Genomic DNA, 14817 nt, shown 5'->3' on the forward strand with positions numbered 1-14817 from the left:
TTTTTGCAGCTTTTTGCTGCGGTACAGAATAAAGGAGGATTCCTAATGGATCATAATTTTATGTATCGGGTAAAAAAGGATTGGATCAGAAACTGGTCGCTGTATGTGCTGGTGCTGCCGGTTGTGCTGTTTTTTATCCTTTTTAACTACAGGCCCATGTACGGAGCTGTTATTGCATTTAAGGATTACACGCCTGCCCAGGGGATCGCAGACAGCGAGTGGGTAGGCCTTGCCAACTTTACCCGTTTTTTTAAGAGCGTTTACTGTGGAAGACTGATCAAGAATACGCTGCTGCTCAGCATCTATAACCTGATCTTTGGATTTCCGGCTCCCATTATCCTTGCACTTCTTCTGAATGAGGTCAGGAACGCGAAGTTTAAGAGCCTGGCGCAGACAGCAACCTATCTTCCGCACTTTATTTCCATGATCGTAGTTACCGGTATGCTGACAGACTTCAGCCTTACCACCGGATTGTTTAATGACATCATTGAGCTCTTGGGAGGAGAGCGCCTTTCCCTTCTTCAGGAGCCGGGGCTGTACAGAACGATCTATGTGGCGTCTGCCATCTGGCAGGAGGTGGGCTGGGGTTCCATTATTTATTTATCTGCACTTTCCGGCGTTGACAGCCAGCTTTATGAGGCAGCACAGATAGACGGTGCAGGAAAATGGAAGCAGCTGATCCATGTAACCCTTCCGGCCATTGCACCAACTATTATCATCATGCTGATTCTGAAAATGGGAACACTGATGAACATGGGCTATGAAAAGACCATCCTTCTCTACAATCCATCAACCTATGAGACAGCAGATATCATTTCCTCCTATATTTACCGCGTAGGTCTGCTGGAGCAGGATTGGAGCTATTCTACAGCAATCGGTCTGTTCAACTCATTTATTAACCTGGGCCTGCTTCTTGTCGCCAATAAATTGTCAAAGAGATTCAGCGAAACAAGCCTGTGGTAAGGGAGGATGGAAATGAAAGTAAAAAGGTCAAGAGGAGAGAGGATATTCTCTGTATGTAACTATATTATCCTGTCAGTGATAGTGGTGGTTTGTTTTTATCCTGTGTGGTATGTGGGAGTGGCGTCCTTCAGTGACAGCAACCTGCTGTCCCAGCATACGGGCGTATTGTTTAAGTCCCTGGGTTTCAGCTTAGATGCATATAAAAGGGTATTTGCAAACCCTATGATCAGCAGGGGATATATGAACACACTGTTCATCCTGACAGTGGGCGTTGTCCTGGATATCTTTATGACATCTCTGGGAGCGTATTTCCTGTCAAGAAAGCGTGTGATGTTTAAGAAGCCCATTATGATGTTTATCATGTTCACCATGTTCTTTTCCGGAGGCATGATCCCATTTTACCTGAATCTGCAGAAACTGCATCTGACAAACACATTGTGGGGCCTGATCCTTCCGTTTATGATCAATACATACAACCTGGTGATCTTAAGGACCTCCTTTGAGAGCATCCCGGAAAGTTTGATCGAGGCAGCGCAGATAGACGGTGCAGGCCATCTGACCATATTAATGCAGATCGTGCTGCCCCTGTCAAAGGCGATCCTGGCAGTTATGGTGCTGTATTACGGCGTAAGCATCTGGAACTCCTGGTTCTGGGCTTCTGCCATCATCCGAAACAGAGAGATGTACCCGCTGCAGGTTATTTTGAGAGAGATCCTGATGCAGAATGATGTAACCTCCATGGCAACAGGCGTAGGAGCCAGCGATCAGGAGTCGGTAGCCATGACGATCAAGTACGCGACCATCATGGTGGCAACGATCCCGATCCTTTTCGTTTATCCATTCCTGCAGAAGTATTTTGCAAAGGGTACTATGGTGGGCGCTGTAAAAGAATAACAGGAAAATAAATGCGAGGAGTACGTTTCATGGAAAAGAGATTACAGGAAATTTATGAAAAAATCGACCGGAAGCTGCAGGCAGAATGTGCCCGTCTGGGAGACCGGATCCCTTATATTCCGGAGGATGGCCAGTATAAGACAGACATGAGAGAGGAGAACAGGGCCTTCTGGACAAATGGCTTCTGGGCAGGCATGCTGTGGCAGATGTACAACTGCACCAAAAATCCGTTATATAAGAAAACTGCGGAATATTCCGAGCTGTCCTTTGATAAGGCAATGGAAGAATTTGTCGGGCTTCATCATGATGTAGGCTTCCAGTTCCTTCACACGGCTGTGGCGGATTACCGCCTGACAGGAAACCCAAAATCCAAGACCAGAGCCCTTCATGCTGCGGGTATGCTGGCAGGGCGTTATAATCCTTCCGGAAAATTCATCCGGGCGTGGAACAAGGATATGACAGGCTGGATGATCATTGACTGTTTGATGAACATCCCGCTGCTGTTCTGGGCCACCGAGGAGACAGGGGATCCGAGATTTGCCTATATTGCAAATGAGCATGCCCATACGGCTATGCGTTATCTGTTAAGGGCTGACGGCTCCTGCAACCACATTGGAGTGCTGGATCCTGTCACCGGTGAAGGACTGGAATTCCCGGCAGGACAGGGCTATGCATCCGGCTCCTCCTGGAGCAGGGGACAGTCCTGGGCGATCTATGGCTTTGCCTTAGCTGCGCTTCATGCTGACAAAAAGGAATATCTGGATGCGGCAAAGCAGGTAGCACATTATTTTATTGCCAATGTGTGCAGGACAGGATATGTATCTTATCTTGATTTCCGCTCTCCGAAGGAACCGGTCTGCTGGGATACCACAGCGACAGCCTGTGCGGCCTGCGGCCTTCTGCAGATCGCGGACATGGTGCCTGAACTGGAAAAAGATCTGTACCGTGACTGCGCAGTGGATATGCTGATGGCGCTGGAGGAAAAGCATTGTGACTGGGATCCTTACCGCGACGGCATTGTCCAGAATGGCTCTGTGGCTTATAACCGCCAGATGCATGTTCCGATCATCTACGGTGATTATTTCTTTGTGGAAGGGATCCTGCGGCTGATGGGAAAAGAATTTATGATTTGGTAATTGGAGCGAGGAGAGAAAAATGGCGTATTTGGAAAAGTGGAGAGGCAGGGCATTAAAAGACAGATGCGATATGGCGGAGCTGTTTCTGGATATCATCCGCCCCTTGAAGGGGTATTTCAGTCCAGGACACGCCTGGCTGAAGGTGGGCTATACAAAGGCTCATTACGGCGAAAAGGCAGCGAGAATGGAGGGCTTTGCCAGGCTGCTCTGGGGGCTTGGACCTTTATGGGCCCAGGAGAATGAGGACCTGCCGAAAGATCTGCGGGAGGAAGCAGACGGATGGAGGGTATTTTACTTAGAAGGGATCATTTACGGAACAGATCCCGGCAATGAGGAATATTGGGGAGAGCTGCTGGATTTTGACCAGAAAATGGTGGAGATGGCTTCTGTCGCTTCAGCGGTCTGCCTGGCGCCTGAAAAGCTCTGGGGAGAGCTCACAGCGAACCAGCAGGAGAATTTTTACCGCTGGTTTAACCAGATCAATGAACGCGAGGTCCATTCTAATAACTGGAGATATTTCCGCATTTTAGTCAATACCATGTGGAGGAAGCTGGGGCTTCCTTGGAATGAAGAGCGGATGAAGGAAGACAGGGCCCTGATCGAAAGCTTTTATACTCAGAAGGGCTGGTATTACGATGGGGTGAAGACTCAGGTGGATTACTATATCCCCTTTGCCATTCAGTTCTATGGGCTTTTGTTTTCCAGGTTTATGAAGGAGGAGGAGCCGGAGTATTGCAGCGTTTTAAGGGAACGTGCTGCCGAGTTCTCAAAGGAGTTTGTTTATTGGTTTGCCGGAGACGGAAGCGAGATCCCCTTTGGAAGAAGCCTTACTTACCGTTTTGCCCACAGCGCATTTTTCTCTGCCATAGGCTTTGCAGAGAATGAGGGCGTGGGATACGGAGTTATGAAGACTCTGCTCTTAAGAAATCTTAGCCAGTGGATGAATATGCCGATTTTTGATAATGCAGGTGTCCTGACCATTGGCTATGGATATCCCAATCTGATTATGAGCGACCGGTATAATGCGCCGGGTTCTCCTTATTGGGGACTGAAGGCATTTTACTCCCTGGCCCTTCCGGCGGACCATCCCTTCTGGACTGCGCCTGAGGAGGAGTATGCATATGAGCCGCTAAAGCTCTTGACAGAGCCCCATATGCTGGTATCACACACACAGGGCGATCATGTGCAGGCCTTTGTCACAGGACAGAAGGGAAAATGCTTTGGCTGTAGTGATGCCAAATATGAAAAATTCGTTTATTCCAATAAGTTCGGGTTCAGTGTGTCAAGAGGAGCCAGCCTGGTGGAGGGAGCTTTTGACAGCACACTGGCTGTTTCGTTGGCAGATGATGACCACTACCGTGTGAGAAGAGGGGTGGAAGAGTATCAGGTGACGGAGCATATGCTGTGGATGAAATACACGATCATGCCGGGTGTGAAGGTGGAGACCACGATTGTTCCCAGCGGTCCCTGGCACTTGCGTATCCACCAGATCGAGAATGAGATGGCCATCGATATTGCAGACGGAGGCTATGCCATTGCAACAGAGCCAGAGGACGCGGTCATCGGAACAGCTTCAGGGCGGTATAACGGCGAAGGCATCCGTATGGTTGATAAGGGGCTCTTTGTGGAGCGCGACTGGGGTAAAAGCGGCATCATAAGCCTGTCCGGCGGCACAGCAGAGGCTGTCAGGGTGTTAGCCAATACCAATCTGCTCTGCCCGCTGACAGTGATACCTATGATGAAGCAGAGGCTGGAGCCCGGAAAGAATACGGTCATTACCTTGGTATATGGAGAGCCGAAAAGGGCAGAAAGCGAGAAAAATTAAATGAAAACATTGATCACAGTGAGGGACAGGGAAGGTAATAATAAGGCCTGGGCAGAAGGCGGGCATCAGGCCGTGCTGGCCTGGAGTGGGGAGTATGAAGAAGGGGACCAGATCCTGTTCGAGGTTTCAGAAGCCGGGAGCTTTTATGTGATCCGGGTGGATGATACGATGGATGAGGCCTTTGTCTATCTGACAGAGAAGGTGCTGGTATATGACATTCCCTTTGAGGAAAAGAAGACCTCCTACAATCCGAAGGCCTTTACAGGGGAGCGCCATTATCTCACGCTCCGCAGGGCGGAGGACTATGAGATATCTGCCTACAAAAACCTGGCAAAGAATGTGCTGGACCAGCATGGAGACAGGGGATGCTTTCCCCATGCCTGGGCTAATGTGGAGACCAGGGGAGAGGCTGTGTTTGCAGCCCGCAATGCCATAGACGGAGTGGTGGCAAATCTTTCTCATGGAAAGTGGCCCTATGAGTCCTGGGGTATCAACAGACAGGATGATGCCCAGATTACATTGGAATTCGGGCGTTCTGTGGATATGGACAAGATTGTGCTTTATACCAGGGCAGATTTCCCCCATGACAACTGGTGGGAACAGGTTACGCTCACCTTTTCCGATGGAACCTCTGTGGACTGGAGACTGGAGAAGCAGGTGGAACCACATGTGCTGAAGATGAAGAAGCAGGGGATACAGTGGATCCGCCTTGAAAAGCTGATAAAGGCAGATGACCCTTCACCGTTTCCGGCATTGACACAGCTGGAGGTCTACGGAACGGAAGCAGAGTAATGTTCAAAAATGCTGATATGATCGGAGGTAATAGAAATGTTATATACAAAGCTGGGCAATACAGGGATCGAGGTTTCGGTTCTGGGAATGGGCGGACACGAATATCTTCCCAACGGAAAATCCAGGGGCTTTAATGAAAATCTGAAACGGAGCACAACGCCGGGAGAGATCTTCGAGGGCTTTGGAGACAAGAACCGTCTGGAGGTATTAAAGGAGGCATACGATCAAGGGATCAATTTCTTTGATGTGACCCAAGATTCGGAGAAGGAGGCATTGGGAAGAAATTTAAAGCAGCTGCCGCCTCCTCATGAAATCTATGTACAGACCAGGCCGGAGGGAATGGTCTACACCTATGATCCTTTTAATAAAAAGATGGGAGAGCTGGAGACTCTCAGGGCAGAGGCACAGAGGATCTTAAAGCTCATTCAGAGAGAGACCATTGACTTTTTTAATATCGCACCTATGAAATGCGCATTTGAGCATGACCCGGAGTATCTGGAAAAGCTGGGACATAATATCAGGACCTTAAAGAAGGAGGGGCTCATCCGCTTTGCCTGCGCAGATACATTTTCGGGCGAGGAGACCTACCTTAAGATGATCGAGTCAGGGTATTTTGATGTGGTCTATATTAACTTTAATTTTGCAGATTACCAGGCTACCAGGAAGGTACTTAAGGCGGCAAAGGACAGGAACATGGGCGTAGTCACCAGAGAGGCCTATATGAAGGGACAGCTGTTCCATATGGCAAAGGAGGCCCAGATGCAGGATATCCCTGCCCTGTCAGATGCGGCCCTCAGATGGTCTCTTGCCCAGGAAGGCGTAAATATGGTGGTCTATGGAACAGGCAAGATCAGCCATCTTAGAGGGGCAGCAAAGGCTTTGGGAAGCGCCTATACGCCGGAGGATGAAAAGCTCATCGAAGAGATAAAGAAAACAAACCTGTACAAGGAATATGAGGCAAAGAAAACAAAAGAATTCCTGGCATAACAGAAAACAGCAGAGTAAAAGGAGCAACGTAGAATCATGGCAGAAGAATATTACAATGAAGTAAAGCGCAGATTGAAAAATAAGGGCAAGGTTTCTGCGGCCTGGCTTCACATGGCAAGCAATGTATCGGCAGAAATTCTTGCAAATGCAGGCTTTGATGCACTTGTGATCGACGTGGAGCACTCTCCCGTGGATTATCAGACAATATTGAGCATGTGCCAGGCGATCAAGGGGACAGGAGCCCTTCCGTTTGCAAGGGCTCCGTGGAATGATCTGATCGCTTTAAAGAGGATCTCAGACTGCGGCGTGATGGGAATCTCGGTGCCCTACGTAAACACGGCAGAGGAGGCCAGGGAGGCAGTAAAGCGTGTGAAGTATCCTCCGTTGGGTGTGAGAGGAATTGCAGGAAGCCCCAGGGCCTGCGGCTATGGCATGAACAGGGGACATTACCTGCAGCGGGCAAATGATGAAAATCTGGTGATGATCGCCATTGAGACGCCGGAGGGCATTAAAAATCTTCCTGAGATCATGAAGATCGAAGATCTGGATGGTATCTTCATCGGCCCAATGGACCTTTCCACCTCCATGGGAATGATGGGACAGTTTGACCGGGAGGTATTTAAGGCAGCGATCAGGCAGATCGAGGATATCGTACTGCCATCGGATAAGTTTCTGGCTACGGTGGCCAATGACGCGGATGCTGCCCAGAAGCTGTATGATAAGGGCTATAATTTTGTGATCATGATGTCAGATGCCGTGGATCTGTCTAAAATGGCGGCAAAGACAGTGGAAACCTTTAAAAAGAATAATCCGGAGGTGTGCAGATGAAAGACCCGATTCAGAAATATTTTCAGGTAGGAACCATTCAGTGGATGACCCATCCTCCAGTCAGCTATTCCGTGGCGGATTCGGTAAAGACCATTTGCTGTGATGAGTATTTTGGGGCGTTTGAGATCACCCATATTGCAGATGAAGAGACCAGAGAAAAGGTAAAGAGGATGCTGGAGCAGTCCCATCTGAAGGTCTGCTATGGGGCACAGCCCCGCCTTTTGGGACCGAAGCTGAATCCCAACCACATTGACGAGGAGGAGAGAAAGAAGGCAGAGGCTGTTCTGCTGGATTCCATCGATGATGCGGAGTATATGGGAGCAAAGGGGATCGCGTTCCTTGCAGGAAAATGGGAACCGGAGACAAAGGAACTGGCATATGCCCAGCTGTTAAAGACCACCAGGGCTGTGTGCGATTATGCTGCGAAAAAGGGAATGATGGTGGAGCTGGAGGTATTTGATTTTGACATGGATAAAGCAGCTCTGATCGGTCCCGCACCCTATGCGGCCAGATTTGCGGCAGATATGCGTATGACCCATAATAACTTTGGCCTTATGGTGGATCTGTCCCATTTCCCGACTACCTATGAGACATCAAAGTTTGTGGTTCAGACTCTCAGGCCCTATATTACACACTTCCATATTGGAAATGCAGTTGTAAAGCAGGGCTGCGAGGCCTATGGCGATCAGCATCCGAGATTTGGTTTCCCTGAGAGTGCCAATGATACAGAGCAGCTGGTTGATTTCTTTACCGTATTAAAGGAAGAGGGATTCTTCCAGAAGGAAAATCCATATGTACTTTCTCTGGAGGTGAAGCCTTGGGCTGATGAGGACGGAGACATTATTTTGGCAAATACAAAGCGTGTGATCAACAGGGCATGGGCTTTGGTAGAGGACTAGGCAGATAGCGGAGGTAAATGGACGTGAAAATAGTAGTATTGGATGGATATACGGAAAATCCGGGAGATTTGAGCTGGGAGGAATTGGAAAAGCTGGGCGAGCTGACAGTCTATGACAGGACGCCTGGAGACAAAATTGCAGAGCGCATCGGAGATGCGGAGGCTGTATATACCAACAAGACTCCCATCACCGCAGAGACCATTGCAAAGTGCCCCTCTATGAAATTCATCGGTGTTCTGGCAACCGGTTATAATGTGGTAGATACCGCTGCTGCAAAGGAGGCGGGAGTCATTGTCACCAATATACCTACTTATGGCACGGATGCTGTGGCGCAGTATGCGATCGCCCTTCTTTTGGAGCTGTGCCACCATGTGGGAGAGCACTCGGAGTGCGTAAGGGCAGGCGAGTGGACAAATAATCAGGACTGGTGCTTCTGGAAGCATCCGCTGGTGGAGCTGGCAGGAAAAACCTTTGGAGTCATTGGCTTTGGACGCATCGGACAGAGGACGGCAAAGATCGCAGAGGCATTGGGGATGAAGGTGCTGGCTTATGATGAGTATCCCAAAAAGGAGCTGGAGACGGAAAACTGCAAAATGGCATCCCTGGATGAACTGCTGGCACAGTCTGATGTGATCAGCCTTCACTGTCCGCTATTCCCGTCTACACAGGGCATCATCAACAAGGAGACCATCTCTAAGATGAAGGACGGCGTGAAGATCATCAATACCTCCAGAGGTCCGCTGATCGTGGAGGAGGATCTGCGGGAGGCCCTGGAGTGCGGAAAGGTCAGCGGCGCAGCTGCAGATGTGGTATCGACAGAACCGATCAGAGCGGATAATCCGCTGCTGGGAGCAAAAAATATGATCATTACACCTCATATAGCCTGGGCGCCCAAGGAGTCAAGACAGCGTCTGATGGATATTGCAGTGGATAATCTGAGGCACTACATAAATAAGGATGCAGTGAATGTGGTAAATAAGTAGGACAAAAGAAGAAAAGCAGATCATGCCTCCGGGAGTTTTGGCTGTGCAGCCGAAAGCCCCGGAGGCATTGTCGTATCGGTAGCTCTGATTAATTTACCACAAAATCCCCGTACACGGTCTGGGTGGTTCCATCCTCCGGATTGATGAGATCCTTCGAAAAGCGGTAGTAGCCCGGATCCAGAGGGCCGTAAAGCGGATCCAGCTTTATGGTGAGCCGTTTTGTGCGATTGGCCTTGAGAGTGTAGGCAAGGTCGTTCCAGCCTGCTTCCGGGAGAAGGGGCATTTCCTTTGGATCCGGGCCCTCGAAACGGTAAAGCCTGGGCTCCTCTCCGTAAGAGAAATCGCAGGAGCTTTCATTATCCATTACAAAGGTGAGTGTGAGGCCGGAGGCATTTTTCTTTGGACGGGCTTCTGTGAAGACATGGACGCCGGTGCCGCACATGGGCATGAGGTAGGCGGAGGAGGGCTGCCTTTTGATGCCAAAGGCGGCATCTGTTTTCACTGCGATGGCGTAGGTCTCGGTACTGCCGTCTGCAAAGGTACAATCTACCAGGAAGCCGCGGCGGATTCCTCCGGGCTGGTAGGCTTCGCTGTAGCCGTAATACATGGCGTCCAGGTTGGCTCCCAGATAGATGGAATAGCTGCCGTCTTCAGCCTGAAGCTGCTGGGCCGGGATCTCCTCACCGTCAAAGGAAGCGGGTTCCCCGCTCTCTGTCAGCACGAAATCGGAAAAGCGGACAGAAAGGGGAGTCTCTCCTTCGGGAAAAGAGAGGAAGAGGCGGGACCCTATGGGAATGTAGGGAAGGGAATCCTTTTGGGTCAGTGCAGTAAATGCACCCTGACCCTTTAAGGAGGGAAGCTCCCTTACAGCCTCGGATTCATTTCCATTTAATTCAGCAAAGACGGATAATATGGGGGTAGGGCCGCGGGAGACTACCTGGAAAAAATATTGATAACCTGTTTTAGAATCATGACTCTCTTTAAAAGAAAGCTCCAGCTTTACATAGTAGGGCTCCTGCTGCTGGGGAAAGATGAGGGACTTTTGGTCCTGGAAGGCTTCTTCTGAAAGAGGTTCATAATCAGCGTCATAGAGGCTGCAATGAAAGGTGAGCACTTGTCCTGTGACAGCCAGCTTCATATCCTCAGTCCAGGGAACCTGGGGCATCCCTTTTACGCCCTGGGGGCGGAGCCAGGCCCCGCAGGCATTTACCGTCTGCTCCTGCCCTGAGGAGTCTGTCTGTGTATACTCAGAAAAGGTAAAATTCTTCATGGGAATATAGGTCTCACCACCGGAAATAACAGCAACAGAAGGAGATTCCTCCGGCATATCATCTTCAGCGGAAGCAGACACCATTTGATCCGGGATACCAGTCTCTTGCTGCGCGGTATTTTCCAAAGGCGAAAAATCCTTTCCCGCAGAAGCACAGCCTGTCATGATAAGGGCTGTGAGCAGGAAAGCTGCTGTAAGCCTTCTGCATTTTTCCATAACAATCTCAACCTCCTTTTCTATAAAAGTCCCGCCGCCGGATAGGCGGCACTAAATTCAGGTATGCCAAATGCGCCCGCCAGACTTTTATAGTACGGTGGCGCGTCTGACAGCCGGGCGCATGTAGGTTTAGAAAGATATACGGTACAGTAACCAGTATCTTTATTGTAACAAAAGGTCATATGGAAAGCTTTGGGATATGCTGAATATTTTTTTACGAAAGGGTTAAAGTACCGCATATTAGTACATTCGTACCTGCAATCATACGAAATCTGATGAAACGCGTTACTGGATACTGCAAAATAAAAAACAGAGATATCCGGCAGTCGGGTACCGGATACCTCTGTGTGAAATTTTTACTGTTTTGCAAGAATACTCCTCGCCACACTGATACCATTGGCGGAAGCCTGCTGCAGGCCTCTGGTGACAGAAGCGCCGTCTCCGATTGCCCGAAGGCCGGATATGCTGGTCTCGAAGTCCTTGTTTACTACGACCTTGTTGGAATAGAATTTGACCTCTACGCCGTAGAGCAGGGTCTCGTCGCTGGCAATGCCGGGAGTTACTTTATCTAAGGCCAGGAGCATTTCCTTGATGTCCGTCATGATGCGGTGTGGGAGCACAAGGGAAAGGTCTCCGGGAACAGCGTCCTTTAAGGTGGGGATCAGGTTGTTGCGGCAGAGGCGCTCCTCGGTGGTGCGGCGGCCTCTCTGGAAATCGCCGAAGGTCTGGACCATGATCCTGCCTCCGCAGAGCATGTTGGAGAGCTGGGCAATGTGCTTGCCGTATTCAATGGGCTCGTTGAAGGGCTTTGTGAAGTTCTTGCTCACCAGAAGTGCGAAGTTGGTGTTGTGTGTCTTGTATTCCTTTGATTTGTAGGCGTGGCCATTGACAACTGCCAGGCCGTTTTCATAGTACTCTGTTGCCACCTCGCCGGAGGGATTAGTACAGAAGGTGCGTACCTTGTCATCAAAGGTTGGGGTATAGTATACCAGCTTTGCCTCATAGAGGTTCTCATTGAGGAACTTCATGACCTCATCGCGGACTTCCACACGGACACCGATATCCACTGTGCCCACCTGGGTCTCGATACCGTGGTCACTGCAGATGTGGGAGAACCAGTCAGAGCCCTCACGTCCGATTGCGGCAACGATCTCAGGGGCATAATAGGTTTCGTCCTTATCTGTCACAACGCCCTTTGCATGACCGTCCTCAATGAGGATGTCCATTACCATGGTGTTAAATTCCATTGTAATGCCCTGGGCCTTCAGATGTTCCTGAAGACGGGTGTAGATCTTATAGCCCTCCTCTGTTCCCAGATGGCGGATCGGACATTCGATGAGCTTTAAGTTGGCATTAATAGCCTTGCGGCGGATCTCCTCGATCTCTGTCTGCTTATCCACGCCGTAAACTCCGGTGTCAGCGCCAAATTTCAGGTAAATGTTATCAGATTCCTTTAAAAGTTCCACGGCCTTGTCATAACCCAGGATCTCAGGAAGGTTGCCGCCTACATCAGGAGAAAGGGAAAGTTTTCCGTCTGAAAATGCACCTGCGCCTGCAAAGCCTGTGGTAATGGAGCAGGGCTTGCAGCCAACGCATACCTTTGTGGTACGCTTGGGGCATACACGTTTTTCAATGGGGCGGCCCTTTTCGATCATTAATATCTTCATATCCGGTTTCTTCTGGATCAGCTCATAGGCACAGAAAATACCAGAGGGGCCTGCTCCGATAATGATGACATCATATTGCTTTGTTGGGTTCATACAAAAAACTCCTTTCTGCTGCTTTGCTTTCATAGCAAACCTACATGCGTCCGGCGGGCGGACGCGCCGCCGCACCGCGAAAGTCTGGTGGATGCATTTGGCATACCTGAATACATGCCGCCTATCCGGCGACAGGACTTTCATAGTAAACCTGCATGCGCCCAGCAGCGGACGCACTACCGCACCATAAAAGTCTGGTGGACGCACTTGGCATACCTGAATGCATGCCGCCTATCCGGCGGCAGGACTTTCATAGTAAAAAAAATATACCAGTATACAAAATAGCGGCTTGTAGTCAACTATTCCGGTAGCTGGTAGAAACGTTCATCCGATTATGAACTTATACAGGCATCACATCATTCCTAGTTTAGCATAATCCGGGCATTTGCGCAAGGGAGAAAGGCGATATTTTCGGACGAAAATAACGAAGCTGAAATAGAGGGGCTCTTTCGAAAATATTTCAGAAAGCCTTAGGGAATACTTAAAGTTCTGTAAGGCTTTGGAAAGGACTTTATGGGCCTGTTTATGGTACAATTTTCCTATCAGATGGGAAGGAAAGCAGGTGAAGGGATGAAGGCGCTTTTGTGGGTGAAACGGATGAGATGGCTGAAATGGCCGGTGATTATGCTGACAGTAGTGGTGTTTGGCTTCTGCGCCCGCGTAGGAAAGGACGGCTATGATATGTATAGGTCGGCATTGTCAGAAATGAGCCTGGAGGAGAAGGCAGCCTCCATCCGGAGCAAGGAGGGCTACACACCTTTCGCTGAGCTTCCGGAGCTCTATGTGGATGCAGTGCTCTCTGTGGAGGATCACAGGTTTTACGGACATCCGGGGATCGACCCCATTGCCATTACAAGGGCTCTGATAAATGACATAAAGGCTGGCTCCTTTGTGGAGGGCGGAAGCACCATCACCCAGCAGCTGGCAAAGAACCTGTATTTTACGCAGGAGAAGCGCCTGGAGAGAAAGGCCGCTGAGGTGTTCATGGCATTTGCGCTGGAAAAAAATTTTACAAAGAACGAGATATTAGAGCTCTATGTGAATACCATCTATTATGGGAACAATTATTACTGTGTCGGTGATGCCAGCAAAGGCTATTTCGGAAAAGCTCCCAATGATATGACGGACTATGAAAGCACCCTATTGGCGGGGATCCCCAATGCGCCCTCCAGATATGCGCCTACAGTAAGTCCCGAGCTGGCAGCAAAGCGCCAGGAGCAGGTGGTGGAACGGCTGGTAGAGAGGGGATTGTTCACTGAAGAGCGGGCAGCGGAGACACTGGCAGCAGGATACTGATGGAGGAGCTTGTATTTTTGCATAGAATTTGATAGAATGGGAAAACAGTAAGCCTACATGCGCCCGGCAGCGGATGCGCCACCGCACCATGAAAGTCTGGCGGGCACACCTGGCATATCTGAATACATACCGCCTATCCGGCGGCAGGACTTTTACAGTAAGCGTTAGATACCCCGGTGGGCGGATATCTAACGCTTTCAGGCGTGCTTTTTGGACATTATGAGGCATCCGGCAGAAGGTGCGTAAGGCGCAGTTTACCGGATCAGGCAGAGAGGACACGAGTCATGAGGATTTTGGAGATATTGGGGAAATGCAGAGCTGCCCTGGAAGCTGTTTTCGGAGGCAGAGGAGATGGATCAGGAAAGAAGGCAGAGGAGGACGATAGGGTCATGTATATTATCGCAGGTTTGGGAAATCCCTCAAAGGAGTATGAGAGGACCAGGCATAATGTGGGCTTTGACGCCCTTGACGTGCTGGCGGATAAGGTGGGAACTACCATAGAGGAAAAGAAGTTTAAGGGACTGTACGGCCGTGGGATCATAGGAGGAGAAAAGGTGCTGCTCCTAAAGCCCCAGACCTTTATGAATTTGAGCGGTGAGAGCATCCGGGCAGCGGCGGATTTCTATAAAGTGGAGCCGGATCATATTATAGTGATATATGATGATATCAGTCTGGATGTAGGGCAGCTGCGCATCAGGAAAAAGGGAAGTGCAGGCGGGCATAATGGGATCAAGAACATTATCGCACATCTGGGGACCCAGGAGTTTCCGAGGATCAAGGTGGGAGTCGGCGATAAACCGAAGAAGATGGATCTGGCAGATTATGTGCTGAGCCGTTTTTCAAAGGAAGACAGGGCGCTCATGGAGGATGCCTTTAAAGAGGCGGCCCGGGCAGTGGAGGTCATGATCACAGATGGGGCGGATGCTGCCATGAACAGGTTTAATGGGCATAAAGCGTGAGGAGAAGCC

Annotated in this window: 13 protein-coding genes and 1 riboswitch; of the genes, 11 read left to right on the forward strand and 2 right to left on the reverse strand. The window is 49.9% G+C overall.

Annotation, left to right across the window (positions count from 1 at the left end; translation table 11 throughout):
• The first annotated feature begins 45 nt into the window (after nt 1-45).
• Genes LIZ87_RS05280 through LIZ87_RS05320 form a run of 9 tightly spaced genes read left to right on the forward strand, consistent with a single transcriptional unit; the run spans nt 46 to nt 9307 of the window.
• Nucleotides 46-963, forward strand: coding sequence for an ABC transporter permease (locus tag LIZ87_RS05280; RefSeq protein ID WP_227145685.1), 918 nt, complete (start codon nt 46-48; stop codon nt 961-963).
• Nucleotides 964-975: 12 nt separating this feature from the next.
• On the forward strand, nt 976-1857 hold the full coding sequence (locus LIZ87_RS05285) for a carbohydrate ABC transporter permease (RefSeq protein WP_178316432.1): 882 nt from the start codon (nt 976-978) through the stop codon (nt 1855-1857).
• 29 nt (nt 1858-1886) lie between these two features.
• The gene (locus LIZ87_RS05290; RefSeq protein ID WP_227145687.1) at nt 1887-2993 is read left to right on the forward strand and encodes a glycoside hydrolase family 88 protein; all 1107 of its coding nucleotides are present in this window, start codon (nt 1887-1889) and stop codon (nt 2991-2993) included.
• 19 nt (nt 2994-3012) lie between these two features.
• Entirely contained in the window at nt 3013-4818 is a 1806-nt protein-coding gene (locus LIZ87_RS05295) for a DUF2264 domain-containing protein (RefSeq protein WP_227145689.1), read from the forward strand.
• Nucleotides 4819-5610 (forward strand): DUF7402 domain-containing protein, encoded by a 792-nt coding sequence (locus LIZ87_RS05300; RefSeq protein ID WP_178315658.1) that lies wholly within the window; start codon nt 4819-4821, stop codon nt 5608-5610. It begins immediately after the preceding gene.
• Nucleotides 5611-5646: 36 nt separating this feature from the next.
• On the forward strand, nt 5647-6597 hold the full coding sequence (locus tag LIZ87_RS05305) for an aldo/keto reductase (protein ID WP_178315660.1): 951 nt from the start codon (nt 5647-5649) through the stop codon (nt 6595-6597).
• A gap of 36 nt (nt 6598-6633) precedes the next feature.
• On the forward strand, nt 6634-7425 hold the full coding sequence (locus tag LIZ87_RS05310) for an HpcH/HpaI aldolase family protein (RefSeq protein ID WP_227145691.1): 792 nt from the start codon (nt 6634-6636) through the stop codon (nt 7423-7425).
• Nucleotides 7422-8324, forward strand: a complete 903-nt coding sequence (locus LIZ87_RS05315; protein WP_178315664.1) for a sugar phosphate isomerase/epimerase family protein — start codon at nt 7422-7424, stop codon at nt 8322-8324. Before LIZ87_RS05310 ends, LIZ87_RS05315 begins: the two co-directional genes overlap by 4 nt.
• Nucleotides 8325-8347: 23 nt before the next feature.
• Complete coding sequence (locus LIZ87_RS05320; RefSeq protein ID WP_227145693.1) at nt 8348-9307, forward strand: D-2-hydroxyacid dehydrogenase; 960 nt, start codon at nt 8348-8350, stop codon at nt 9305-9307.
• Between the two features lie 88 nt (nt 9308-9395).
• On the opposite strand, the gene LIZ87_RS05325 is transcribed toward LIZ87_RS05320, so the two are convergent.
• Complete coding sequence (locus LIZ87_RS05325; RefSeq protein ID WP_227145695.1) at nt 9396-10793, reverse strand: immunoglobulin-like domain-containing protein; 1398 nt, start codon at nt 10791-10793, stop codon at nt 9396-9398.
• A 356-nt stretch (nt 10794-11149) separates the two neighbouring features.
• Nucleotides 11150-12553 carry an NAD(P)/FAD-dependent oxidoreductase gene (locus LIZ87_RS05330; protein WP_178313859.1) on the reverse strand — a complete coding sequence of 468 codons (1404 nt, stop codon included), beginning with the start codon at nt 12551-12553 and terminating at the stop codon, nt 11150-11152.
• Nucleotides 12554-12825: 272 nt separating this feature from the next.
• A riboswitch (purine riboswitch) is annotated at nt 12826-12921 on the reverse strand.
• Between the two features lie 256 nt (nt 12922-13177).
• Between LIZ87_RS05330 and LIZ87_RS05335 the strand changes: the two genes are divergently transcribed.
• Both LIZ87_RS05335 and pth read left to right on the forward strand, forming a co-directional pair.
• Nucleotides 13178-13849, forward strand: coding sequence for a transglycosylase domain-containing protein (locus LIZ87_RS05335; RefSeq protein WP_227145738.1), 672 nt, complete (start codon nt 13178-13180; stop codon nt 13847-13849).
• Nucleotides 13850-14238: 389 nt separating this feature from the next.
• Entirely contained in the window at nt 14239-14808 is a 570-nt protein-coding gene (pth, locus tag LIZ87_RS05340; RefSeq protein WP_178315895.1) for an aminoacyl-tRNA hydrolase, read from the forward strand.
• Nucleotides 14809-14817 lie beyond the last annotated feature (9 nt).

Origin of the sequence: Lacrimispora sp. 210928-DFI.3.58, assembly GCF_020554865.1 — a bacterium.
Classification (GTDB): domain Bacteria; phylum Bacillota; class Clostridia; order Lachnospirales; family Lachnospiraceae; genus Enterocloster.